This is a genomic window from Stenotrophomonas maltophilia group sp. P373, assembly GCF_053295075.1.
The window spans coordinates 3,012,126-3,034,526 of record NZ_CM129994.1; the positions used below are offsets into that span (position 1 = coordinate 3,012,126).

Sequence of the window (22,401 nt, forward strand, 5' to 3'; positions counted from 1 at the left end):
CGACCTCAGCGGTAAGCGGCATCGGCGGCACGACGCTCGGCGATCTCGGACTCGAGACGGTCGCCAAGGGCCAGCAGCTGCGGCTTGGTAACGATGTTTTCGCCACGGTTCTCGAAGTGGTACTCGAGGATGTGGGTTTCGACGATCGAGTCCACCGGGCAGCTTTCTTCGCAGAAGCCGCAGAAGATGCACTTGAACAGGTCGATGTCGTAGCGGGTGGTGCGGCGGGTGCCGTCCTCGCGCTTGGCCGAGTCGATGGTGATGGCCAGCGCCGGGCACACCGCTTCACACAGCTTGCAGGCAATGCAGCGCTCTTCGCCGTTGGGATAACGGCGCAGGGCGTGCAGGCCACGGAAGCGCGGCGACTGCGGGAACTTCTCCATCGGGTACATCATCGTGTACTTCGGCTTGAAGCTGTACTTCAGCGTCAGCCAGAGGCCGGCCAGCAGTTCGAGCAGCAGCAGGCTCTTGAAGTAATGGGTAATCCTGTTCATCACTTAGACGCCCTTTTGAATCACGCCGAAGAACACCATGACGGCGGTAACCGCGATCCACAGAATGGCCAGCGGGATGAAGACCTTCCAGCCCAGGCGCATGATCTGGTCATAGCGGAAGCGCGGGAAGCTGGCACGGAACCAGATGTAGGCACTGGCGAAGAAGAACACCTTGACGAACAACCACGGTGCACCGCCCTTCCAGATCCAGTCGACCAGCGGCGAGACATTGCCGAAATCGACCCAGCCCTGGACCGGGCTCAGCCAGCCGCCCAGGAAGAAGATCGAGATCAGGAAGCTGATCAGGATCATGTTCGCGTATTCGGCCAGGAAGAACAGGGCGAAGGCGCCGCCGGAGTACTCGACCATGTGGCCGGCAACGATTTCCGACTCGCCTTCCACCACGTCGAACGGCGCGCGGTTGGTTTCAGCCACGCCCGACACCCAGTAGATGACGAACAGCGGGAACAGCGGCAGCAGGAACCAGTCGAAGAAGCCGGAACTGCCGGCCTGCGCAGCGACGATGTTGCTCAGGTTCAGGCTGCCCGAGGCGATCATCACGCCGACCAGGGCGAAGCCCATGGCGATTTCGTAGCTGATCATCTGCGCCGAGGCGCGCATGGCACCCAGGAACGCGTACTTCGAGTTCGATGCCCAACCGGCCAGGATGATGCCGTAGATGCCCAGCGAGGTCATCGCCAGCAGGTACAGCAGGCCGGCGTTGGCATTGGACAGCACGATCTGCGAATCGAAGGGCACCACCGACCAGGCCGCGAAGGCCGGGGCCAGGGTGATCAGCGGGGCCAGCAGATAGATCGCCTTGTTGGCGCTGCTCGGCTGGACCACTTCCTTGAACAGCAGCTTGAAGACGTCGGCGAAGGCCTGGAAGATGCCCATGCCCACGTACATCGGGCCGTGGCGGACGTGCATCCAGCCGATCAGCTTGCGTTCCCAGACCACGTAGAAGGCCACCGAGATGATCACCGGCACGGCGATCACCAGGATCTTCAGGATGATCCAGATCAGCGCGCCGATGTCACCGAGGCCCAGCAGCCACTGGTGCAGCGGGTCGACCGCGTTCAACAGCAATTCGTTCATGCAGCCACCACCGATACGCGAGCGGCACCCAGCGGCGCGGTCGCGCCGTGGCCCGATTCAATCCAGACCGAACCCGCAGCGACGCGGGCGTCGACCACCACCGGCAGGGTGGCCTTGCCGGCGTCGGTGCCGACCTTGGCCATCTGCCCTTCCTGCAGCTGCAGGCGAGCGGCATCTTCTGCGTTCAGCACGATGCGCGGGGCGTTGTTGAGCGGATGCGACTGCAGTGCCGGCGCGCGACGGACCACCGCATCGGTGCGGTAGATCGCGGCAGTCGAAGCCACTTCCAGGCCTTCACCGGCAACTGCCGGCTGCGCCGAAGCAGCGACGGTGACCGACACCGGGGCCAGGCTGGCACGCAGGCCGGCCAGGTCGGTGAAGTCGAAGCCGGCCAGCGCCATGTCGCCGCCCAGTGCGCGCAGCACGCGCCAGCCTTCGCGGGCCTCGCCCGGCAGCTTGCCGCCGGCACGGGCCGACTGCTCGCGACCATCGAGGTTGGTCAGGGTGGCATCGATTTCCGGCAGCGCACCGATCGGCAGGATCACGTCGGCAACGTCGCGGGTCGAGGCGCAGGCGAACTGGCTGAAGGCCACCACCTGCGCACCGGCCAGCGCCTTGCGGGCGGCCGGGGCGTCGGCGAAGTCCAGGCCCGGCTCAAGGCCGTACACCACGTAGGCCTGGCGCGGCTGCGCCAGCATCGCGGCGACGTCCTTGCCAGCCGGCAGCACGCCGACGCGGGTCAGGCCAACGGCGTTGGCGCCCTGCGGGATGCGGCACAGCTTGGCACCGGTAGCGGCAGCGAAGTCACGCGCGGCAGCGCGGATCGCGGCAGCCTGCGGGTGGTTCTCGGCGATGCCACCAACGATCAGCACGGTGTTGTTGCCGCCCTGCACTGCCGAACGCAGCTCGGCGTTGGCCAGCGCGTCGACGAACTTCGACGGGGCAACGATCTGCTTGCCGGCGACACTGAAGGCGAAGTCGAAGTCCACCGGATTGACGACGTGGATCTTCGCGCCCTTGGTGGTCTGCGCCTTGCGCAGGCGAGCGTGCAGCAGCGGCAGTTCGTGGCGGATGTTGCTGCCCAGGACCACGATGCGGTCGGCGCCCTCGATCTCGGCCAGCGGCAGGCCGAACACTTCGGCGGTTGCGGCGTCGGAGAAATCGCGGTTGTTGATGCGGTGGTCGATGTTGCCCGAGCCCAGGCCCTTGGCCAGGCGGGCCAGCAGTGCGCCTTCCTCGTTCGAGGTCGACGGGTGCACCAGCACGCCCAGGTTGTCACCCTGGTTGGCCTTGAGGATTTCGGCGGCCGCGGCCAGGCCTTCGGCCCAGCTCACTTCCTTCCACTCGCCATTGACCTTGCGCAGCGGCTCGACCGCACGGTCTTCGCTGTACAGGCCCTGGTGCGAGTAGCGGTCACGGTCGGACAGCCAGCACTCGTTCACGGCTTCGTTGTCGCGCGGCACGGTGCGCAGCACTTCGCCGCGACGCACGTGCAGGAACAGGTTCGAACCCATCGCGTCGTGATAGCCCAGCGACTCGCGCGCGGTCAGTTCCCACGGGCGGGCGCGGAACTGGAACACCTTGTTGGTCAGCGCGCCGACCGGGCAGACGTCGACGACGTTGCCGGACAGCTCGGTGGTCAGCGGCTTGCCGTCGAAGGTACCGATCTGCAGGTTCTCACCGCGGTACATGCCACCCAGTTCGTAGGTACCGGCAACGTCGGCGGTGAAGCGGACACAGCGGGTGCACTGGATGCAGCGGGTCATCTCGGTGGCGACCAGCGGACCCATGTCCTCGTCAGGCACCACGCGCTTGCGCTCGTTGAAGCGGCTGACCGAACGGCCATAGCCCAGCGACACGTCCTGCAGCTCGCACTCGCCGCCCTGATCGCAGATCGGGCAGTCCAGCGGGTGGTTGATGAGCAGGAACTCCATCACCGAGCGCTGGAACTTCAGCGCCTTTTCGCTGCGGGTGGCGACCTTCATGCCGTCCATCACCGGGGTGGCACAGGCCGGCGCCGGCTTCGGCGACTTCTCCACGTCCACCAGGCACATGCGGCAGTTGGCGGCGATCGGCAGCTTCTCGTGATAGCAGAAGCGCGGAATGGAGATGCCGGCCTTGTCAGCGGCCTGGATGATCATCGAGCCCTTGGGCACGACCAGCGACTTGCCATCGATCTCGATAGTGACGTGATCGGGTGGGACGCTCGGATTTACGGGTTGCGCGCTCATGCAGCGGCTGCCTCCACCTTCTTGCCGTCAACCATCGAATGACCGTTGACGATGTAGTACTCGAACTCGTCCCAGAACTGGCGCAGGAAGCCCTGGATGGGCCATGCAGCCGCTTCGCCGAACGCACAGATGGTGTGGCCTTCGATCTGGCCGGCCACTGCCTTCAGCTGGTGCAGGTCTTCCATCGTGGCCTTGCCGGCGACGATGCGCTCCAGCACGCGGTGCATCCAGCCGGTGCCTTCGCGGCAGGGGGTGCACTGGCCGCAGGATTCCTTGTGGAAGAACTGGCTGATGCGGCAGGCGAACTTGACGCAGCAGACGCTGTCGTCGAGCACGACGATCGCGCCCGAACCCAGGCCGGAGCCCAGTGCGCGGATGGTGTCGTAGTCCATCGGCAGGCCCTTCAGTTCGGCCGCGGTCAGCACCGGCATCGACACGCCGCCCGGGATCGCGCCCTTGAGCTTGCGGCCCGGACGCAGGCCACCGGCCATTTCCAGCAGGTCGTCGAAGGTGGTGCCCAGCGGTACTTCGAAGTTGCCGCCGTTCTGCACGCAGCCGGACACCGAGAAGCACTTCGGGCCGCCGTTGGCGGTCAGGCTCAGGCCCTTGAACCACTCCGGGCCGTTGCGGATGATCGCCGGCACCGAACCGTAGGTTTCGGTGTTGTTGATCGTCGACGGCTTGCCGTACAGGCCGAAGTTGGCCGGGAACGGCGGCTTGTAACGCGGCTGGCCCTTCTTGCCTTCCAGCGATTCCATCAGCGCGGTTTCTTCGCCGCAGATGTACGCGCCGGCGCCCAGCGCGCCGTAGATGTCGATGTCCACGCCGCTGCCGAGGATGTTCTTGCCCAGCCAGCCGTTCGCATAGGCGTCGGCCAGGGCCTGCTCGAAGTGCTCGAACGGCTCGTGGTGGAATTCACCGCGCAGGTAGTTGTAGCCCACGGTCGAACCGGTGGCGTAGCAGGCGATCGCCATGCCTTCCACGACCGAATGCGGGTTGTAGCGCAGGATGTCGCGATCCTTGCAGGTGCCCGGCTCGGATTCGTCCGAGTTGCAGAGGATGTACTTCTGCATGTTGCCCTTGGGCATGAACGACCACTTCAGGCCGGTCGGGAAGCCTGCGCCACCGCGGCCGCGCAGGCCCGAGGCCTTGACCATCTCGATGACCTGCTCCGGCGGGATCTTCTCTTCGAGGATCTTGCGCAGGGCAGCGTAGCCACCGGTCTTCAGGTAGCTTTCGTACGACCACGGGGTGTCGTAATGCAGGGTGGTATAGACCACCTGGTGCGGCAGCGGCGCGGGGCCGACCGGACCCTTGGATTCGTGGTGATGTGCCATGCCCTTACTCCAGCCCGTCCAGCAGCTCGTCGACCTTTTCCAGGGTCAGACGCTCATGGTAGTGACCGTTGATGACCATCATCGGCGCGCCACCGCAGCCGGCCAGGCACTCTTCCTCGCGCTTGAGGTAGACGCGGCCGTCAGGGGTCGATTCACCGTGCTTGATGCCCAGCTTCTTCTCGCAATGGCGCACGATGTCCTCGGCGCCATTGAGCCAGCAGCTGATGTTGGTGCAGATGGCCACGTTGTTGCGGCCCACCTTCTCGGTCTCGAACATCGAGTAGAAGCTGGCGACCTCGTAGGCCCACACCGGCGGCAGGTCCAGGTACTTGGCCACGCCGGCGATCAGCTCGTCGGTCAGCCAGCCCTGGTTCTGCTCCTGGGCCGCATGCAGGCCCTGCAGCACGGCAGAGCGCTTGCGGTCCGGCGGGAACTTGGACAGCCAGTGATCGATGTGAGCGCGGGTCTTGTCGCTCAGCACCACCATCGGGTCGACGTCGCGCGCCGCCTCGAAATTACCTGTCGCCTTCATCGGCCGACCTCAGCGAAATGCATAACGTGAAATTCCAGAAACTGCGGCGCCGGCTTGCGCCGGCTGCCTGCAGCGGGCGTTGGCGTGGCGGACGGCATTACCGGTCAACCTCGCCGAACACCAGGTCGTAGGTGCCGATCATCGCCACCACGTCAGCCAGCATGTGGCCGCGCACGACCGAATCGATCGAGGACAGGTGGGCGAAGCCCGGCGCACGCAGGTGCACGCGGAACGGCTTGTTGGCGCCGTCGGAGACCAGGTAGCAGCCGAATTCACCCTTCGGGGCTTCCACCGCCGAGTAGGTCTCGCCGGCCGGCACGCAGTAGCCTTCGCTGAACAGCTTGAAGTGGTGGATCAACGCTTCCATGTCGTCCTTCATGTCCTCGCGCCTGGGCGGAGCGACCTTGAAGTTCTTCACCATCACCGGGCCCGGGTTGGCCTTCAGCCACGCCACGCACTGCTTGATGATGCGGTTGGATTCGCGCATTTCGGCAACGCGGACCAGATAGCGGTCGTAGCAGTCGCCTTCCTTGCCCAGCGGGATGTCGAAATCGACGGCATCGTACTTGGCGTACGGACGCTTCTTGCGCAGGTCCCAGGCAATGCCCGAGCCGCGCAGCATCACGCCGGTCATGCCCCACTGGTGGGCCAGTTCGGGAGTGACCACGCCGATGCCGACGGTACGCTGCTTCCAGATACGGTTGTCGGTCAGCAGGGTTTCGTATTCGTCGATGCGCTTGGGGAACTCGACGGTGAAGTTCTCCAGGAAGTCCAGCAGCGAGCCTTCGCGCGAAGCATTGAGCTGCTTCAGCGCCTTGCCCTTGTGCCAGCGCGATTCCTTGTACTTCGGCATGTGGTCCGGCAGGTCGCGGTAGACACCGCCCGGACGGTAGTACGCCGCGTGCATGCGCGCGCCGGAAACCGCTTCGTAGCAGTCCATCAGCTCTTCGCGTTCGCGGAAGGCGTACAGCATCACCGCCATCGCGCCCAGGTCGAGCGCGTTGGAGCCCAGCCACATCAGGTGGTTGAGGATGCGGGTGATTTCATCGTACATGGTGCGGATGTACTGGGCACGCTCCGGCGCCTCGATACCCATCAGGGTCTCGATCGCGCGCACGTACGCGTGCTCGTTGCACATCATCGACACGTAATCCAGGCGATCCATGTAGCCGATCGACTGGTTGAACGGCTTGGACTCGGCCAGCTTCTCGGTACCACGGTGCAGCAGACCCACGTGCGGGTCGGCGCGCATGATGGTTTCACCGTCCATTTCCAGGATCAGGCGCAGCACACCATGAGCGGCCGGATGCTGCGGGCCGAAGTTCATGGTGTAGTTGCGGATTTCCTGCCGGCTCTCGGCGGCGTTGCTGGCGAATGCTTCGCCGGCCTGCTGTACGTGGCTCACTTCACTGCCTCCTGCGCGCGCTCACCTTCTGCGGTCTGCAGACGGGCGTCGTCGCGGATCACGCGCGGCACGCCGACGCGCGGCTCCACCGAGGTGACCGGTTCGTAGATCACGCGCTTCTTTTCTTCGTCGTAGCGGACTTCGACATTGCCGATCAGCGGGAAGTCCTTGCGGAACGGATGGCCGACGAAACCGTAGTCGGTCAGGATCCGGCGCAGGTCCGGGTGGCCTTCGAAGATCACGCCGTACAGGTCGAACGCCTCGCGCTCGAACCAGTTCAGGCCCGGCCAGATGCCGGTCAGCGAGGACACCACCGGCAGTGCTTCGTCAGGGGCGAAGCAGCGCAGGTGCATCATCAGGTTGTGCTGGTAGGAACGCAGCTGCGCGACCACCGCAAAGCGCTGGGTCGGCATGTGCTGCGGGCGGGCACCGTCGGCACCGTTTTCCTCGGTGGGGAACTCACCCCACGCGAAGCGGCCCTGGGCCTTGCCTTCGACGCCTCGGCTGAAGCCCTGCGAGGACACGTCAGCGGTGTCCCATTCGTCGGAGCCATAACCGAGGTAGTCGACGCCGCACAGATCCACGGCCTGCTCGAAACCAAACTCGTCACGCAGCGCCAGGGCGGTGGCGTGCCACTCGGCGGCAGGCACTTCCAGCGTCACTTCGCCGCGGGGTTCGACCACGATGACCTTCGCACCAGCGAAACGTGCGGAGAGTCGGTCGATGAAGGATGCTTGCTCTGCCATGGGGGCTTGGCGCGCTCTAGTCAGGTGAAGGGGTCAGCGGGCGATGGTCTGTGTACGCCAGATCTTCTTCTGCAGCTGCAGGATCCCGTACACCAGCGCCTCGGCGGTCGGCGGGCAGCCCGGGACGTAGACGTCCACCGGCACCACGCGATCACAGCCGCGCACCACAGAATAGGAGTAGTGGTAGTAGCCGCCACCGTTGGCGCAGCTACCCATCGAGATGACCCACTTCGGGTCCGGCATCTGGTCGTAGACCTTGCGCAGCGCCGGGGCCATCTTGTTGACCAGGGTGCCGGCCACGATCATCACGTCGGACTGACGCGGCGACGGGCGGAACACCACGCCGTAGCGGTCCAGGTCCAGGCGCGCGGCGCCGGCATGCATCATCTCGACCGCGCAGCAGGCCAGACCGAAGGTCATCGGCCACATCGAGCCGGTGCGCGCCCAGTTCAGCAGTGCGTCGACGCTGGTGGTGACGAAGCCCTTTTCCAGCAGCGGGTTGTCGCCTTCCGGCCGCAGGATGTCATCAACCCGGCCTTCCGGCGACGGGTTGTTCATGAGGCCATCGAGAGTCTGAATCACTCCCATTCCAGCGCTCCCTTCTTCCAGACGTAAATGAAACCGAGGAACAGCATGCCGACGAACAGGCCCATGGTGACCAGCGAACGGGCGCCCAGTTCCATGAAGACCTGGGTCCACGGCACGATGAAGATGATTTCCAGGTCGAAGACGATGAACTGGATCGCGATCAGGTAGTAGCGCACGTCGAACTTCATGCGCGCGTCTTCGAAGGCTTCGAAGCCGCACTCATACGGCGACAGCTTTTCCAGATCGGGGCGGCGGGGACCGAGGAATCGACCAACCAGCATCAGCGTAACGCCGATACCGGTGGCAACGATCAGAAACAGCAGAGACGGCAAATATTCGGCCAGCACAGCGATTCTCTCTTGCCTCTGCCGCCGCGCCTGCAGGCGCTTTGGCATGGGGGAGTGGACGGGAACCTGCCTGGCGCCTTGCGCGCCAGACGAACCCGCTTTACTTACAAATGGTGCCCAAGAGGGGACTCGAACCCCTACGACTTGCGTCGCTACCACCTCAAGGTAGTGCGTCTACCAATTCCGCCACCTGGGCAAACGATCACATCAGACTATCTTTCCGATGCGCCGCGTATTGTAACCGGCTTCAGTCTTTCTGGGAGCCTTCTGAAGGCTTTTCTTCACCAGAAACCGAAGATTCCGCCTGAGCCGGCACATTCGCGGCCGGAACCGGGGCTGCCGGGACCGCATCGGCCTTCGGGACGGCCGGCAGCTCGCCCGCCGGAGCCGCCGGAGCAGCCGCTGCCGGGGCGGACATCAGACCCAGATCCTGGTCGGCTGCCGGACGGGTGCCGTGACCGGCATACCAGGCCATGAAGAGGCTGATGCCAAAGAACACGACAGCCAGCCACTTGGTCGACTTGGACAGGAAGTTCGAGGCGCCACGCGCACCGAACACCGTACCCGAGGCACCAGCACCAAAGCCCGAACCTGCCGCCGCACCCGAGCCACGCTGCATCAGGATCAGCGCGATCATGGCCACAGCGACCAGCACGTAGACGACATTGAGGATCAACATCAGCATTGGAAACCGCCCTCGGACAATACTTCTAGGATTAGTTCGCGGCCGCCGCCCGTGCGATGGCCAGGAAGTCCGCGGCCACCAGGGAGGCGCCGCCGACCAGCCCACCATCGACATCCGGCTGCGCGAACAGTTCCCCGGCATTGTCGGGCTTCACGCTACCGCCGTAAACAATGGGCAGTGAATCGGCGATTCTAGCATCGATACGCGCGACTTCGCCACGGATGAACGCGTGCACCTGCTGCGCCTGCTCCTTGCTGGCGGTACGGCCGGTGCCGATGGCCCAGACCGGCTCGTAGGCGACCACGGCGTTGGCGAAACCGGCCGCACCGACCAGTTCCAGTACCGGCGCCAGCTGGCTGGCGATGACCGTTTCGGTCTGCCCGGCCTCTCGCTGTTCCAGGGTCTCACCCACGCACAGCACCGGGACCAGGCCGGCATGGTGGGCAGCGGCGAACTTGCACGCGACCAGCTCGCTGCTTTCATGGTGGTACTGGCGGCGCTCGGAATGGCCGACCAGGCCATAGCGGGCCCCGACCTCGACCAGCATGGCCGCGCAGACTTCGCCGGTGTAGGCGCCCTTCTCGTTGCTGCTCACGTCCTGTGCGCCAAAGGCCAGGCCGGTCGCGCCGAAGTCCTCGACCAGCTCGCCCAGGTACGGCAGCGGGGGCAGGATCACCACGTCCACGCCCTCCAGCGGCAGCCCGGCGGCCACCTGCCCCAGCAGTTCATTGGCGAATTGACGGCTGCCATGCAGCTTCCAGTTTCCGGCGACGATCTTGCGGCGCATGAGCGGGTGGCTCCTGTGTGAAGTCAGCCGGTCATGATACCCGTTGCGGCAAAAATCCGTTTCCTTGTAAGCGGTTACATGGATTTTCAGCCAACGGCGCAGCCCCTCGTGGCGGAGGGGGGGGCGGGGTTTGGGTGGTCGCGGAGAGCCCGGCTAGATCTGGGGCTTGGCCGGGCGGGTAGGACTGCGCAGGGGGCGCTGCAAGTACGTCCATGTAAGCTCGATCGCCGCATCCATGCGGCTCACGCCCCTGCGCAGCCCCACCCGCCCGGCCTCTGACACAGTCCGGCGGTTCCGCCCGCCACGGAAAGAAAAAAGAAGAACAAGAGCAAAGGCAAAAGCTGCATTCCGGGTTGATGCTGGCTGGACCAACCCCCTGCCCCACTTCGATCCGAGAGATCTCATCCACGCATGGCGTGGATCTACCGTGTCGACCAAGGTCGATACACACCGGGAATCGCGATTTACCCGCCGTCACCGGGAAGCTGTCGGGGGTGGGGCGGTGTGAGTTGGCAGGACCGTTGGCGCCATGGGCCCGAGGCATGCCTCGGGCGGGTTGGGCAGGACGCCCAACCCCGGTCTTGCCGTGTGCGCAGGACAGCGCACACGAGCAAGGCGCCATCGAGCCCCCAGGGGTGAGGGCGCTTTGCTTGCGAAGCACTGCTTCGCAAGCGCCCGAACGCACAGCCGCCAGCGGCTGGGCCGGTCTGGGGGTTCACGGCGTGTCCTGCCAACCCACACCGCCCCGCTCAACCGGCACGAATCCAGAGCCGCCTTGGCTTTGGGCTTGCCGGCCAGCGGCCGGCACTACCGCGGGTGCAGGGCACAGCCCTGCAAAGAAAAAGGCCGCCTTTCGGCGGCCTCACTTTTCTTTACTTCAGCTTGATCTCGCGCAGGCGCTCCTCGAGGAAGCCGTGGGCGGTGATCGGCTCCGGGTACCGGCTCGGGTTCTCCGGGGTGATGCACGAGGGCAGCACGTCGATCAGGAAGTCCGGGTTCGGGTGCAGGAAGAACGGCACCGAGTAGCGCGGCTGGCGCGCCAGCTCGCCCGGAGGATTGACCACGCGGTGGATGGTCGACGGATAAACATGGTTGGTCAGGCGCTGCAGCATGTCGCCGATGTTGACCACGATCGTGTCCGCGTCCGAGGTGAACGGCACCCACTCGCCGTCGTGCGACTGCACTTCCAGGCCCGCGGCACTGGCACCCACCAGCAGGGTGATGAAGTTGATGTCGCCATGAGCACCGGCACGAACGTTCGGGATGTCGTCGGTGGTGATCGGCGGGTAGTGGATCGGGCGCAGGATCGAATTGCCGAAGTTGGTCTTGTCGGCGAAGAAATTCTCCGGCAGGCCGATGTGCAGGGCGAGCGCCGACAGCACGCGCGACCCCAGGTTGTCCAGCGCCTGGTACAGGCCGTACCCCCGCTCGCGGAAGCCCTCGACTTCGGTCGGCCATAGATTCGGCGCCATCACGTCACGGTACTTGGAGTCGTCGGCGATCTCGCGGCCAATGTGCCAGAACTCCTTCAGGTCGAAGTGCTTGGAGCCCTTGGCGGTCTCCACGCCGAAGGGGGTATAGCCACGGGCGCCGCCGCTGCCAGGCACGTGGTACTTGCGCTTGACCTCTTCCGGCAGGGCGAAGAAGGCCTTGAAGGCATCGTAGGCCGCGTCGATGTCGGCCTGCGGGATGCCGTGGTTGCGGATGCCCGCGAATCCCCATTGGCGATAGGCCGCGCCCAGCTCGGCCACGAAGGCCTCGCGGTCGCTGTCGAAACGGGTGATGTCGAGGGTGGGGATCTGGCTCACAGCGGTTCCTGGCTTGTCATTGGGTCTGGGGGGCCAGCGCATTCATGGCCCGCCTGAACATTGTGACAGATCGCCCGGGGGACGCCACTCGATACGAAGAAACAAACCGATACAATGCGCGACCCGCGCGCGGATTAACGCTTCCGTCACGTTGGGCCCGCCCCTTTGCCGCTCCCTGAATCCGCACCGCCATGTCCGCAGCCGCCCCTGCCGCACCCGCCCTTGAAGGTTCCACCCGGCGTTGGCGCCGGCTGGCCTGGTGGTCGCTGTTCGTCGCCGGCAATGCGGCCCTGGCTGCGGCGATCGCACTGGGCAACGTGCCGCTGCGGGACAATCCAGGCGGCAGCGCGGGCCTGGCCTACCTCGCCATCGCCCTGCCCGGCCACCTGCTCGCGTTCGGTGCGCTGGCCGGCCTGCTGCCGTTGCTGCTGGGGCTGTGGCCACGCACTGCCCGTACGCTGAGCATCAGTGCCGTTCTCCTGCAGGGCCTGTGGCTGTGCCTGCTGCTGGTCGACGCCAAGGTGTTCACCCTGTACCGCTTCCACCTCAACGCCATGGTCGTGAACATGGTGTTCGGCGGCGCCCTGCAGGACCAGGTCGCCCTGTCCTGGAAGACCTGGCTGCAGGTCGCGCTGCTGGTCGCCGCGGTCTTCGCCGCCGAAGGCCTGCTGGCCTGGGCGTGCTGGAAGCTGTTGCCGGCAGCGCCGCGCCGGCGACGGGTGCTGCAGGCGTGGGCAGCGGTCGCGCTTCTGATGGCCGGCGGCCAGGTCGCCACCGCCTACTACGACGCCCGCGGCGACCGCGAAGTGATCGCGCAGTGGAACTACCTGCCGTGGGCGCAACCGATCACCGCCAAGAGCTTCATGCGGCGCCTGGGCGTGGTCAGCCAGCAGCAGGCCGGCCTGCCCGACCCGCGCCATGCGCAGCTGCAGTACCCACTGCACCCGCTGCGCTGCCAGAACCCGCATCGCCCCAATGTGCTGATGGTGGTGCTGGAATCGCTGCGCCAGGACGTGCTGACACCGCAGCTGATGCCCAACACGTCGGCGCTGGCGCAGGACGCGCGCGTGTTCGACCAGCACTTCAGCACCGGCAATGCCACCCGCTACGGCCTGTTCGGGCTGCTGTACGGCCTGCCCGGTGGCTACTGGCCAAGCATGCTCGACGAGCAGCGCGGCTCGCAGCTGTTCCAGGTGCTGGGCCAGCAGGGCTACGACCTGCACCTGTACGGCAGTGCGCCGTTGTACAGCCCGGAGTTCGATCGCACGGCTTTCGCCGATGTGCGCGACCAGCTGCACCAGGGCCCATCGGCACTGAAGTCCGACGGCCGCGACCGCGCGATCATCAGTGCACTGCAGCAGGACATCCGCGCCAGCCAGGCGGCGCAGCGCCCGTGGTTCGGCTTCGTGTTCCTCGACTCCACCCACGCGCCCTACCACATGCCCGATGGTTACCCGCCCGTGGCGACGCCGATGGCTGCGGACATCGACTTCCTCAAATTCGGCCCGGAGCATGACCCGACGCCGGAACTCAACCGCTACCGCACCGCCGTGCACTACGCAGACAGCCTGATCGGCTCGCTGCTGGACGACCTTCGCGCACAGGGCCTGGCCGAGGACACCATCGTGCTGGTCACCGGCGACCATGCCGAAGAGTTCAACGACCTCAAGCTGAACTATTGGGGCCACAACGGCAACTTCTCCGACTACCAGCTGCAGGTCCCGTTCGTGCTGCATTGGCCGGGCAGGGCCGCTGGCCACGACGCACGCACCAGCTCGCACGAAGACTGGGTACCGACACTGATGCGCCACGCGCTGGGTTGCGAGAACGCGCTGAGCGATTACAGCACCGGCCAGGACCTGCTGGCCGAACCGCAGGGCCCGCGTGCGCTGGTGGTCGAAAGCTGGTCGCAGCGCGCGATACGCCATGGCGACGCGATCTACGTGTTCGACAAGTTCGGCAACGCCACCGCTCTGGACCTGCGCTACCGGCCGCTGTCACAGCAGGCGCCCGACGCGGCCGCCGTACGCACTGCATGGGAAGCGCTGACCCACTTCCGCAACCGCTGACCCTCAAGGATCGATCCTGCATGAACCGTCCGCTGCGCATCCTGCACACCGAAGCCGCCAAGGGAATGGGTGGGCAGGAGATCTACATCTTCCGCCACATGCAGGTGATGCGCGCGCGTGGCCACGAGGTGGCGCTGCTGTGCCAGCCCGAAGCGCGACTGGCCAAGCTGGCACGCGACGACGGTTTCACCGTGCACACCCTGCGCATGGGCGGCCTGCTGCGCCTGCTCCGCGGCATCTGGTCGGTCTCGCGCCTGGTGCGCCGCGAACGCTATGACGTGGTCAACACCACCAGCCGCCGTGACGCGCTGATCGCCGCCGCCGGCGCACGCCTGGGCGGCACGCCGCTGGTGGTGCGCTCGCGCCACCTGATGAGCCCGGTCAACTCGCTGCTGACCTATACCGGCCTGCCGCACCGGGTGCTGACCGTCAGCAGCTTCGTCAAGCAGTTGCTGGCCGAGCGCGGCATTCCGGCCGAACACATCGGTATCGTGCCGCCCATCGCGGTCCCGCCGCGCTGGAGCGAGATCCGCAAGGACGACCCCTGGCAATGCCTGCAGGAGGTACGCGCGGAAGTGCGCGCCGAGCTCGGCTTCGGCGAACAGGACATCGTGGTCGGTTGCGTGGCGGTGCTGCGCGAACCCAAGGGCCACGCCGACCTGCTGCAGGCGATGGTGCCGCTGTGCAAGACGCACCCGAACCTGCACCTGGTGGTGGTCGGCGATGGCCAGCCGGTCATGGATCGACTGCAGGCGCTGCGCGACGAGCACGGGCTGCAGCAGCAGGTCCACCTGCTCGGCTATCGTGACGGCGCGTGCCGGCTGATGGCCGGCTTCGACATCTTCGCGCTGGCGTCGCACAAGGAAGCGGCCGGTACCGTGTTCCTGGAGGCCGCCTATGTCGGGGTGCCGATCGTGGCCACGCGCGTGGGTGGCGTGCCGGAAATGGTGGTCGATGGCAGCAATGCGATCCTCACCCGGCTGGGCGACAATGCAGCCCTGACAGGCGCCCTGCGCTTGCTGGTGGACGATCCGGAACGGCGGCGGCAGATGGGCCGCGCGGGCTGGGACTGGATGCGCAGCGCGCACCGGTTCACTCCCGACGGCCACGGTGAGACCACCGAATACTATTACCGCCAGTGGCTGAAGGAGCTGGGACATGGCTGATGCCCGAACCGTACCGGTGCTGATGCACCACCACGTCAGTCCGTCGCCGGGCATGATCACCGTGTCACCGGAGAATTTCGAAAGCCAGATCGCCTGGTTGGCCGGCAACGGCTGGACCTCGCTGACACTGGACCAGTACGCCGGTTTCCTGGCCGGCAAGCCGGTGCCGCGCAAGTCGATCGTGATCACCTTCGACGATGGCTACCTGGACAACTGGGTGTATGCGCACCCGATCCTGCAGAAGTACGGCATGCACGCAGTGGTGTTCGTGGTCACCGGCTGGATGGGCGAAGGCCCGGAGCGGCCCCATGCGGGGCTTGCCGGGGCAGTGCTGCCTGCCACGCCGGACCACCGCGGCTGCGAAGCGGCGATCTACCAGCAGAACCGCAGCGACGACGTGATGATGCGCTGGAGCGAAGCGCGCGCGGCCATCGCCGCCGGCACCTTCGAAGTGCATTGCCACACCCATACCCACACCCGCTGGCTGCGCCGCGACGACCTGGACCGCGCACAGCGCCGTGCGGGCCTGAGCCACGATCTGGCAGTCTCGCGCGAAGTCCTGCGGGACAAGCTCGGCGAGGTGTCCGATACGCTGTGCTGGCCTTACGGCGATTTCGACCAGGACCACATCGAGGTGGCGCGCGAGCACGGCTTCCGCTACCTGCACACCACCCACCCGTTCGGACGCAATGTGGTGGGCGGCGACCCGGAGCGCATCTATCGTTTCGCGATCCGCAACCGCCCGGCGAGCTGGCTGCGAAAACGCATCGCACAGAGCTACAACCCGCTGATCGCACCGCTGTTCAATGGCTTCAAGGCACGGCAGAAGAAGATGGTGCCGGGGCCGTGAGCCTCGCGCAGCCTTGCCGCCTGAACGAAAAAACGCCCCGGCATTGCGGGGCGTTTCTGTTTGGGCAAATGCGCAGCTGCCTCAGGCGGCAGCTTCACGTACCGCCGCGGACAGGCGGTCCAGCGTGTCCTGCATCAGCGTTGCATCATCGGCCTCGACCGTGACCCGCACCACCGGCTCGGTACCGGACGGGCGCAGGAACGCACGGCCACGGCCGGCCACCGACTGCTGCGCGACAGCCAGCGCGGCCTGCACGCTGCCGGCCTGCACCGTGGCCTTGGCCGAGACATTGCCCAGCCGCACGTTGACCGTCTTCTGCGGCACCCGCACCAGTCCTTTCAGCGCCTGGCGCAGGGTCTGCCCGCTGTTGCGCAATGCCACCAGCACCTGCAGGGCGCTGACGATGCCGTCGCCGGTGGTGGCCCGATCCAGGCACAGCAGGTGGCCGGAGGCTTCACCGCCGAGCACGCCGCCGCCTTCCATCAGCGCCTGGTGCACGTAGCGATCGCCGACGTTGCTGCGCACGAACGGAATCTGCAGGTCGGCAAATGCCTTCTCCACGCCGTAGTTGCTCATCAGCGTGCCGACCACCGGGCCGCGCAGGCGGCCTTCGGCTTTCCATGCGCGGGCCAGGATGTAAAGCAGGTCATCGCCGTCGACCGGGTTGCCCTGGTCGTCGGCCATCAGCACGCGGTCGCCGTCGCCGTCGAAGGCAATGCCGAGATCAGCGCGGGTTTCGCGGACCTTGGCCGCGAGATTGTCGATATGGGTGGAGCCCACGCCGGCGTTGATGTTGACGCCGTTGGGCTCGGCGCCAATGCCGATCACCTCGGCACCCAGCTCGCGGAACAGCAGCGGTGCGATCTGGTAGGTGGCGCCGTGCGCGCAGTCCAGTACCAGGCGCACGCCACGCAGGTCGAACGCGCGCGGCACGCTGGCCTTGCAGAACTCGATGTAGCGGCCGACCGCTTCGCGCGCACGCGACGCCTTGCCCAGCTTTTCCGATTCGGCGGTGGTGAACGGGATGTCCAGCGCCGCTTCCAGGGCCAGCTCGGTGGCATCGTCGAGCTTCTCGCCCTGGGCGGAGAAGAACTTGATGCCGTTGTCGTAGTGCGGGTTGTGCGAGGCGCTGATGACGATGCCAGCGTCCACGCCAAGCGTACGGGTCAGGAACGCCACCGCCGGGGTCGGCATCGGCCCCAGCAGCTGCACATCGGCACCGGCGGCCACCAGGCCGGCTTCCAGTGCCGCCTCGAACATGTAGCCGGAAATGCGGGTGTCCTTGCCGATCACCACGATCGGCCGGCGCCCGTCCTGGCCGCGCTGGGCGACCAGTACACGGCCCAGGGCGTTGCCCAGGCGCAGCACGAAGTCGGCCGAGATCACGCCCTGGCCGACCCGGCCACGGATGCCATCAGTACCGAAGTACTTGCGGCCTCCCATCAAGCCACCTCCGGCGCCGGCTGACGGCCCAGCATCGCCAGCAGGTCGGACAGGCGGTCACGCAGCTCGCGGCGGTCGCAGATCTGGTCGATGGCACCGTGCTCCAGCAGGAACTCCGAGCGCTGGAAGCCTTCCGGCAGCTTCTCGCGCACGGTCTGCTCGATCACGCGCGGGCCGGCGAAGCCGATCAGCGCCTGCGGTTCGGCGATGTTGATGTCGCCCAGCATCGCAAAGGAGGCCGAGACACCACCGGTGGTCGGATGGGTCAGCACCGAGATGTACGGCAGCCCGGCTTCACGCAGCTTGCCCAGCGCGGCCGAGGTCTTGGCCATCTGCATCAGCGAGAACAGGCCTTCCTGCATGCGGGCGCCACCGCTCTGCGAGAAGCACACGTAGGGCGCACCGATCTCGACCGCAGTTTCTGCGGCCAGTGCGAAACGCTCGCCGACCACCGAGCCCATCGAGCCGCCCATGAAGGCGAAGTCGAAGGACGATGCCACCAGCGCACGGCCCTTGAGCAGGCCGCGCATGGCGATCAGCGCGTCGTACTCGCCGGTGTTCTTCTGCGCGATCTTGATGCGCTCGCTGTACTTCTTCTGGTCCTTGAACTTGAGCAGGTCGGTCGGCCCCAGGCGCGCACCGATCTCGGTGGTGCTGTCGGCGTCGAACAGGGCGGCCAGGCGCGCGCGCGCGCGGATCGCCATGTGATGGCCGCACTTCGGGCAGACTTCCAGGTTCTCTTCCAGTTCCGGACGGTACAACGCGCTGCCGCAGTTGCTGCACTTTTCCCACAGGCCCTCGGGGACACTGCGCTTCTTGCTGGGGGTGTTGTCGGTGCGGATGCCGGACGGCATCAACTTGCTGAGCCAACTCATGCGGGAGGACACTTCCGTTCAGGGCGGCCCAGGGGCCGCAAAGGCGGACAGTCTAGCTCCGCTTTCCCCGCCCGTGCACCCCCTTTCCAGCCGCGGGGCAGCCGGAAAAAACCATGCTGGGACGTACGTTTAGGTGCTGGGCGGTACCCGCCGCTGGCCGGCAGCCCTTGCACGCGAGCCATCAGGAGGAGGCCGGCCAGCGGCCGGCAGTCCTGTTACGCGTCCAGCGCCTGCCGCAGCGGGGCGAGGAAGGCCCGGGCGCGCTGCACCGCGTCTTCCGCCGAACCCGCTTCTGCCAGCGCCGCCACCAGCGCGCTTCCGACCACCACGCCATCGGCCTGGCGGGCCATGGCCGCGGCACTGGCGGCATCCTTGATACCGAAGCCCGCCACCACCGGCACCGATGCGCGCGCGCGCAACGCCTGCAGGCGAGTACTGGCGGCATCGCTGTCCAGGCGCTCGGACGCGCCGGTGACACCGGCAAAGCTGACGTAGTAGAGATAGCCACGGGCCAGCGCCAGCAGCTTGTCGGCTCGCGCCTCGCTGGTGGTCGGCGACGCCAGCAGGACCAGCGCAAGGCCGGCTGCGTCGAACGCCTGCTGGGCGTCGCCCGCTTCTTCCGGCGGCAGGTCGACCAGCAGCACGCCGTCCACGCCGGCGTCGACGGCGGCCTTGGCGAAGGCCGCGTAGCCATGGATCTCCACCGGGTTGAGGTAGCCCATCAGCACCACGGGGGTCTGCGCATCGCGTTCGCGGAACTGCGCCACGGCCTGCAGGACGTAGCGGCTGCCGGCGCCGCGCGCCAGCGCGCGCTCGGAGCTGCGCTGGATGGTCGGGCCATCGGCCATCGGGTCAGAAAACGGCACGCCCAGTTCGATCACGTCGGCGCCGGCCTCGACCAGTGCGTGCATGACCGGCACGGTCGCCTCCAGCGAGGGATCACCGGCGGTGACGAAGGGAATCAGCGCCTTGCGCTGCTGTTCGCGCAGACGCAGGAAACAGGCATCGAGTCGGGATACGGGCATTTCAGGCACATCCTTCAATCAGTTCAATCGCATCGCTGGTTCCCCAGTACATCCGGGTGACCTTCCCTTCAAACAGTTCCAGGCGGATACCCAGGTCCGAACCCGGGTCCTGCCAGGTGAGGTACTCGCCCTGGTCACCGTCGTAGGCATGCGGGCTGGATACCGGCGGCTTCGGGAACTGCGCCATGGCCTGGGCACGGGTCATGCCGATGCGCAGGCCGAATGGACCGGGCTGTTCAACCGGCAGCTCCGGGTCGTCGCCCGGCTTCAGATCAAAACGGACCACGCGGTCGTCGTCGGTCATCATCGACACGCCCGGCGGCAACCCCCTGCCGTCGTAGTACTCGCAGTCGCCTTCGAAGAACTCTTTCGCGCCCTGTGCCTTCCAGGGCCCCAGTGACTTCAGGTCCCCCATGTGCTGGCCGACCAGCACTTCGCCGGCATGGTCCAGTGCCACCGAGGCGACGGCGGGGGCGTTGTCGCCGTTGCTCTCTTCCGCAGACGGCGGATCGACGATCGGCGTACGCGCCATCGGGTCGAGGTCATCGTTGGCGGCCGGCTGCTGTGCGGGCTGCGCGGTGGCTTTGGCAGCCGGCGCAAGCACTGGCGGTTCCGGCGGCTGGCACGCGGCCAGGCCCAGCACCAGCAGAAGCACCCCGCTGTTCCGCAGCAGCGCGCTCACAGCACCAGCCCTTCGCGCGCGGCGATGGTGTGCACGTCCTTGTCGCCACGGCCGGACAGGTTGCACAGCACGATCTGGTCACGCGGACGCTCACGCGCCAGCTTGATCGCCTGTGCCAGTGCGTGGCTGGACTCCAGTGCCGGCAGGATACCCTCGGTATGCGCCAGCAGGTGGAAGGCCTGCAGCGCTTCTTCATCGGTGATGCCGAGGTAGCGCGCACGGCCGGTATCGGCCAGGAAAGCATGCTCCGGGCCGACGCCCGGATAGTCCAGGCCGGCCGACACCGAGTGGGTCTCGATGATTTGGCCGTCGTCGTCGCACAGCACATAGGTGCGGTTGCCATGCAGCACGCCCGGCCGACCGGCGGCGATCGATGCGGCGTGGCGGCCGGTGCCGATGCCGTCGCCGGCGGCTTCGGCGCCGACGATCTCGACCTGGCGATCGTTGAGGAAGGCGTGGAACAGGCCGATGGCGTTGCTGCCGCCGCCAACGCAGGCGGTGATCGCATCGGGCAGGCGGCCATACTCGGCCAGCATCTGCTCGCGCGCCTCGCGGCCAACGATGGCGTTGAAGTCACGGACCATGCGCGGATACGGATCCGGGCCGGCCACGGTGCCGATGATGTAGAAGGTATCCTGCACGTTGGTCACCCAGTCGCGCATCGCTTCGTTGAGCGCGTCCTTCAGGGTGGCCGAGCCGGAGGTGACCGGCACCACCGTCGCGCCCAGCAGCTTCATGCGGTAGACGTTGATCTTCTGCCGCTCGATGTCGGTGGCGCCCATGTACACCACGCATTCCAGGCCCAGGCGGGCGGCAACGGTGGCACTGGCAACACCGTGCTGGCCGGCACCGGTCTCGGCGATGATGCGCTTCTTGCCCATCCGCGCGGCCAGCAGCGCCTGGCCGATGGTGTTGTTGATCTTGTGCGCGCCGGTGTGGTTCAGGTCTTCACGCTTGAGCAGGATCTGCGCGCCGCCGACATGGTCGCTCAGGCGCTGGGCGTGGTAGATCGGGCTCGGCCGGCCCACGTAATGGGCCAGGTCGCGGTCGTAGGCAGCCTGGAATGCCGGGTCCTGACGGGCCTGGTCATAGGCCTGGGCCAGTTCCTGCAGCGGACCCACCAGGGTTTCGGCAACAAAGCTGCCGCCGTAGCGGCCGAAATGGCCCTGGGCATCCGGGAAGGCGTGGTAGTCGGCAATGGGGGAGGCAGACATGGAAGCGACCGCTGGTTCGAGACAGGTGGATACTCTAGCGCACGGGTCTTGACCGGAAAATGGATATTATCTGGCGCATATCGTCAGGAAATCTCACATGAGCCGTTCCCTGCTGCCGCCGCTCAATGCGCTGCGTGCGTTCGAGGCCACCGCCCGTCTCGGCGGCGTTGGCCGCGCCGCACACGACCTGCATGTCACCCACGGTGCGGTCAGCCGCCAGCTGAAGCTGCTGGAAGACCATCTCGGCCTGGCGCTGTTCCAGCGTGCCGGTCGCGGCCTGCGCCTGACCGCTGCGGGCACGCGGCTGCAGGCAGCGTGCAGCGAGGCCTTCGGCGGCATCGAAGACTGCGTGCGCGAACTGCGGCGGCCGGCGGCGGCCCCGGCGCTGGTACTGGGCTGTAGCGGCAGCGTGCTGGCGCGCTGGATGATCCCGCGCCTGCCTGCGCTGCAGGCCGCCCTGCCCGGCGTGCGCCTGCAATGGTCAGCGCTGGATGGCAGCTTCACCGAGGCACAGGCGGCACTGGATGCGGTATTGCTGCTGGCGCAGGGGCCGTGGCCCCGCGGCTGGCAGGTGCGTGAGCTGGCCCCGGAACGGGTCGGCGTGGTGGTGGCCCCCTCGCATCCGGCCGCGCAGCGACTGCGGCATGTACCGCCCTCGGCGCTGCTGCAGGAAACGCTGCTGCACACCAGCTCACGGCCGCAGGCGTGGCCGGCGTGGGCGCAGGCGCACGCTCTGGACCCCGCGAAGCTGCAGCTGGGTACGGCCTTCGAGCATCTGTACTACCTGCTGGAGGCAGCGGTGGCCGGGCTGGGCCCGGCGATCGCACCCGAGCCACTGGTGGCCGAGGACCTGGCCGCCGGGCGACTGGTCGCGCCGTGGGGGTTTGCCGCCACCGGTGGTTTCTGGGTGCTGGCGCGACCGGACGGACCACCTGATGCGCGCGTGGATGCGCTCGCCGACTGGCTGGGCCAGCAACTCCGCTGACAACAAAAAGGGGACGGAGGGAATTAAGTCGCAA

Annotated in this window: 21 protein-coding genes and 1 tRNA gene; 4 read left to right on the forward strand and 18 right to left on the reverse strand. The window is 66.7% G+C overall.

What is annotated here, in order from left to right; all coding sequences use genetic code 11:
• Positions 1 to 5: 5 nt before the first annotated feature.
• From nuoI to ACSYHF_RS14165, 13 genes are all read right to left on the reverse strand, one after another.
• The gene (gene nuoI, locus ACSYHF_RS14105; RefSeq protein WP_005417924.1) at positions 6 to 494 is read right to left on the reverse strand and encodes an NADH-quinone oxidoreductase subunit NuoI; all 489 of its coding nucleotides are present in this window, start codon (positions 492 to 494) and stop codon (positions 6 to 8) included.
• 3 nt (positions 495 to 497) lie between these two features.
• Positions 498 to 1,592 (reverse strand): NADH-quinone oxidoreductase subunit NuoH, encoded by a 1,095-nt coding sequence (nuoH, locus tag ACSYHF_RS14110; RefSeq protein WP_065186670.1) that lies wholly within the window; start codon positions 1,590 to 1,592, stop codon positions 498 to 500.
• The gene (gene nuoG / locus ACSYHF_RS14115) at positions 1,589 to 3,823 is read right to left on the reverse strand and encodes an NADH-quinone oxidoreductase subunit NuoG (RefSeq protein WP_447575745.1); all 2,235 of its coding nucleotides are present in this window, start codon (positions 3,821 to 3,823) and stop codon (positions 1,589 to 1,591) included. The genes nuoH and nuoG overlap by 4 nt, the downstream gene beginning before the upstream one ends.
• Positions 3,820 to 5,160, reverse strand: a complete 1,341-nt coding sequence (gene nuoF / locus ACSYHF_RS14120; RefSeq protein ID WP_005417934.1) for an NADH-quinone oxidoreductase subunit NuoF — start codon at positions 5,158 to 5,160, stop codon at positions 3,820 to 3,822. The genes nuoG and nuoF overlap by 4 nt, the downstream gene beginning before the upstream one ends.
• 4 nt (positions 5,161 to 5,164) lie before the next feature.
• Positions 5,165 to 5,692: an NADH-quinone oxidoreductase subunit NuoE gene (nuoE, locus tag ACSYHF_RS14125; protein WP_005410460.1), complete on the reverse strand. Its 528-nt coding sequence runs from the start codon at positions 5,690 to 5,692 to the stop codon at positions 5,165 to 5,167.
• Between the two features lie 97 nt (positions 5,693 to 5,789).
• Entirely contained in the window at positions 5,790 to 7,097 is a 1,308-nt protein-coding gene (locus ACSYHF_RS14130; protein ID WP_447575746.1) for an NADH-quinone oxidoreductase subunit D, read from the reverse strand.
• Positions 7,094 to 7,843: an NADH-quinone oxidoreductase subunit C gene (locus ACSYHF_RS14135; protein WP_005410462.1), complete on the reverse strand. Its 750-nt coding sequence runs from the start codon at positions 7,841 to 7,843 to the stop codon at positions 7,094 to 7,096. Before ACSYHF_RS14135 ends, ACSYHF_RS14130 begins: the two co-directional genes overlap by 4 nt.
• Before the next feature lie 33 nt (positions 7,844 to 7,876).
• The gene (locus ACSYHF_RS14140; RefSeq protein WP_005417936.1) at positions 7,877 to 8,431 is read right to left on the reverse strand and encodes a NuoB/complex I 20 kDa subunit family protein; all 555 of its coding nucleotides are present in this window, start codon (positions 8,429 to 8,431) and stop codon (positions 7,877 to 7,879) included.
• Complete coding sequence (locus ACSYHF_RS14145; RefSeq protein ID WP_005417937.1) at positions 8,422 to 8,778, reverse strand: NADH-quinone oxidoreductase subunit A; 357 nt, start codon at positions 8,776 to 8,778, stop codon at positions 8,422 to 8,424. Before ACSYHF_RS14145 ends, ACSYHF_RS14140 begins: the two co-directional genes overlap by 10 nt.
• Positions 8,779 to 8,889: 111 nt before the next feature.
• Positions 8,890 to 8,974, reverse strand: a tRNA-Leu gene (locus ACSYHF_RS14150).
• Positions 8,975 to 9,025: 51 nt separating this feature from the next.
• Positions 9,026 to 9,463 (reverse strand): preprotein translocase subunit SecG, encoded by a 438-nt coding sequence (gene secG, locus ACSYHF_RS14155; protein WP_005417938.1) that lies wholly within the window; start codon positions 9,461 to 9,463, stop codon positions 9,026 to 9,028.
• Positions 9,464 to 9,494: 31 nt separating this feature from the next.
• A complete protein-coding gene (tpiA, locus tag ACSYHF_RS14160; protein WP_447575747.1) occupies positions 9,495 to 10,250 on the reverse strand; it encodes a triose-phosphate isomerase in 756 nt (251 codons plus the stop codon).
• An 872-nt stretch (positions 10,251 to 11,122) separates the two neighbouring features.
• On the reverse strand, positions 11,123 to 12,100 hold the full coding sequence (locus ACSYHF_RS14165) for an isopenicillin N synthase family dioxygenase (RefSeq protein WP_049414703.1): 978 nt from the start codon (positions 12,098 to 12,100) through the stop codon (positions 11,123 to 11,125).
• Positions 12,101 to 12,249: 149 nt separating this feature from the next.
• Here ACSYHF_RS14165 and ACSYHF_RS14170 point away from each other — a divergent pair, with 149 nt between their 5' ends.
• From ACSYHF_RS14170 to ACSYHF_RS14180, 3 genes are read left to right on the forward strand one after another with little or no spacing between them, the layout of a single operon-like run.
• Positions 12,250 to 14,127, forward strand: a complete 1,878-nt coding sequence (locus tag ACSYHF_RS14170; protein ID WP_447575748.1) for a sulfatase-like hydrolase/transferase — start codon at positions 12,250 to 12,252, stop codon at positions 14,125 to 14,127.
• Positions 14,128 to 14,147: 20 nt separating this feature from the next.
• Positions 14,148 to 15,293 carry a glycosyltransferase family 4 protein gene (locus tag ACSYHF_RS14175; RefSeq protein WP_134955819.1) on the forward strand — a complete coding sequence of 382 codons (1,146 nt, stop codon included), beginning with the start codon at positions 14,148 to 14,150 and terminating at the stop codon, positions 15,291 to 15,293.
• The gene (locus ACSYHF_RS14180) at positions 15,286 to 16,143 is read left to right on the forward strand and encodes a polysaccharide deacetylase family protein (RefSeq protein ID WP_134955820.1); all 858 of its coding nucleotides are present in this window, start codon (positions 15,286 to 15,288) and stop codon (positions 16,141 to 16,143) included. The genes ACSYHF_RS14175 and ACSYHF_RS14180 overlap by 8 nt, the downstream gene beginning before the upstream one ends.
• Before the next feature lie 81 nt (positions 16,144 to 16,224).
• Here ACSYHF_RS14180 and glmM read toward each other — a convergent pair whose 3' ends face one another.
• From glmM to trpB, 5 genes are all read right to left on the reverse strand, one after another.
• Positions 16,225 to 17,586 carry a phosphoglucosamine mutase gene (gene glmM / locus ACSYHF_RS14185; protein ID WP_197598542.1) on the reverse strand — a complete coding sequence of 454 codons (1,362 nt, stop codon included), beginning with the start codon at positions 17,584 to 17,586 and terminating at the stop codon, positions 16,225 to 16,227.
• Positions 17,586 to 18,461 (reverse strand): acetyl-CoA carboxylase, carboxyltransferase subunit beta, encoded by an 876-nt coding sequence (gene accD / locus ACSYHF_RS14190; protein ID WP_005417947.1) that lies wholly within the window; start codon positions 18,459 to 18,461, stop codon positions 17,586 to 17,588. The genes glmM and accD overlap by 1 nt, the downstream gene beginning before the upstream one ends.
• Before the next feature lie 215 nt (positions 18,462 to 18,676).
• Positions 18,677 to 19,486 carry a tryptophan synthase subunit alpha gene (trpA, locus tag ACSYHF_RS14195; RefSeq protein ID WP_005417949.1) on the reverse strand — a complete coding sequence of 270 codons (810 nt, stop codon included), beginning with the start codon at positions 19,484 to 19,486 and terminating at the stop codon, positions 18,677 to 18,679.
• A 1-nt stretch (position 19,487) separates the two neighbouring features.
• Entirely contained in the window at positions 19,488 to 20,168 is a 681-nt protein-coding gene (locus ACSYHF_RS14200) for a hypothetical protein (RefSeq protein ID WP_005417951.1), read from the reverse strand.
• Complete coding sequence (gene trpB, locus ACSYHF_RS14205) at positions 20,165 to 21,382, reverse strand: tryptophan synthase subunit beta (protein ID WP_005417953.1); 1,218 nt, start codon at positions 21,380 to 21,382, stop codon at positions 20,165 to 20,167. Before trpB ends, ACSYHF_RS14200 begins: the two co-directional genes overlap by 4 nt.
• Positions 21,383 to 21,479: 97 nt before the next feature.
• Here trpB and ACSYHF_RS14210 point away from each other — a divergent pair, with 97 nt between their 5' ends.
• The gene (locus ACSYHF_RS14210) at positions 21,480 to 22,367 is read left to right on the forward strand and encodes a LysR family transcriptional regulator (protein WP_005417955.1); all 888 of its coding nucleotides are present in this window, start codon (positions 21,480 to 21,482) and stop codon (positions 22,365 to 22,367) included.
• Positions 22,368 to 22,401: the final 34 nt, after the last annotated feature.

Excerpts from the sequence above, each read along its gene's own strand:
- secG (WP_005417938.1), bottom strand. The coding sequence starts at position 9,463 with ATGCTGATGTTGATCCTCAATGTCGTCTACGTGCTGGTCGCTGTGGCC.
- nuoH (WP_065186670.1), bottom strand. The coding sequence starts at position 1,592 with ATGAACGAATTGCTGTTGAACGCGGTCGACCCGCTGCACCAGTGGCTG.
- ACSYHF_RS14180 (WP_134955820.1), top strand. The coding sequence starts at position 15,286 with ATGGCTGATGCCCGAACCGTACCGGTGCTGATGCACCACCACGTCAGT.
- tpiA (WP_447575747.1), bottom strand. The coding sequence starts at position 10,250 with ATGCGCCGCAAGATCGTCGCCGGAAACTGGAAGCTGCATGGCAGCCGT.
- nuoG (WP_447575745.1), bottom strand. The coding sequence starts at position 3,823 with ATGAGCGCGCAACCCGTAAATCCGAGCGTCCCACCCGATCACGTCACT.
- ACSYHF_RS14140 (WP_005417936.1), bottom strand. The coding sequence starts at position 8,431 with ATGGGAGTGATTCAGACTCTCGATGGCCTCATGAACAACCCGTCGCCG.
- nuoI (WP_005417924.1), bottom strand. The coding sequence starts at position 494 with ATGAACAGGATTACCCATTACTTCAAGAGCCTGCTGCTGCTCGAACTG.
- ACSYHF_RS14165 (WP_049414703.1), bottom strand. The coding sequence starts at position 12,100 with ATGCGCTGGCCCCCCAGACCCAATGACAAGCCAGGAACCGCTGTGAGC.
- ACSYHF_RS14135 (WP_005410462.1), bottom strand. The coding sequence starts at position 7,843 with ATGGCAGAGCAAGCATCCTTCATCGACCGACTCTCCGCACGTTTCGCT.
- trpA (WP_005417949.1), bottom strand. The coding sequence starts at position 19,486 with ATGCCCGTATCCCGACTCGATGCCTGTTTCCTGCGTCTGCGCGAACAG.
- ACSYHF_RS14170 (WP_447575748.1), top strand. The coding sequence starts at position 12,250 with ATGTCCGCAGCCGCCCCTGCCGCACCCGCCCTTGAAGGTTCCACCCGG.
- nuoE (WP_005410460.1), bottom strand. The coding sequence starts at position 5,692 with ATGAAGGCGACAGGTAATTTCGAGGCGGCGCGCGACGTCGACCCGATG.
- glmM (WP_197598542.1), bottom strand. The coding sequence starts at position 17,586 with ATGGGAGGCCGCAAGTACTTCGGTACTGATGGCATCCGTGGCCGGGTC.
- ACSYHF_RS14175 (WP_134955819.1), top strand. The coding sequence starts at position 14,148 with ATGAACCGTCCGCTGCGCATCCTGCACACCGAAGCCGCCAAGGGAATG.
- ACSYHF_RS14210 (WP_005417955.1), top strand. The coding sequence starts at position 21,480 with ATGAGCCGTTCCCTGCTGCCGCCGCTCAATGCGCTGCGTGCGTTCGAG.
- accD (WP_005417947.1), bottom strand. The coding sequence starts at position 18,461 with ATGAGTTGGCTCAGCAAGTTGATGCCGTCCGGCATCCGCACCGACAAC.
- trpB (WP_005417953.1), bottom strand. The coding sequence starts at position 21,382 with ATGTCTGCCTCCCCCATTGCCGACTACCACGCCTTCCCGGATGCCCAG.
- nuoF (WP_005417934.1), bottom strand. The coding sequence starts at position 5,160 with ATGGCACATCACCACGAATCCAAGGGTCCGGTCGGCCCCGCGCCGCTG.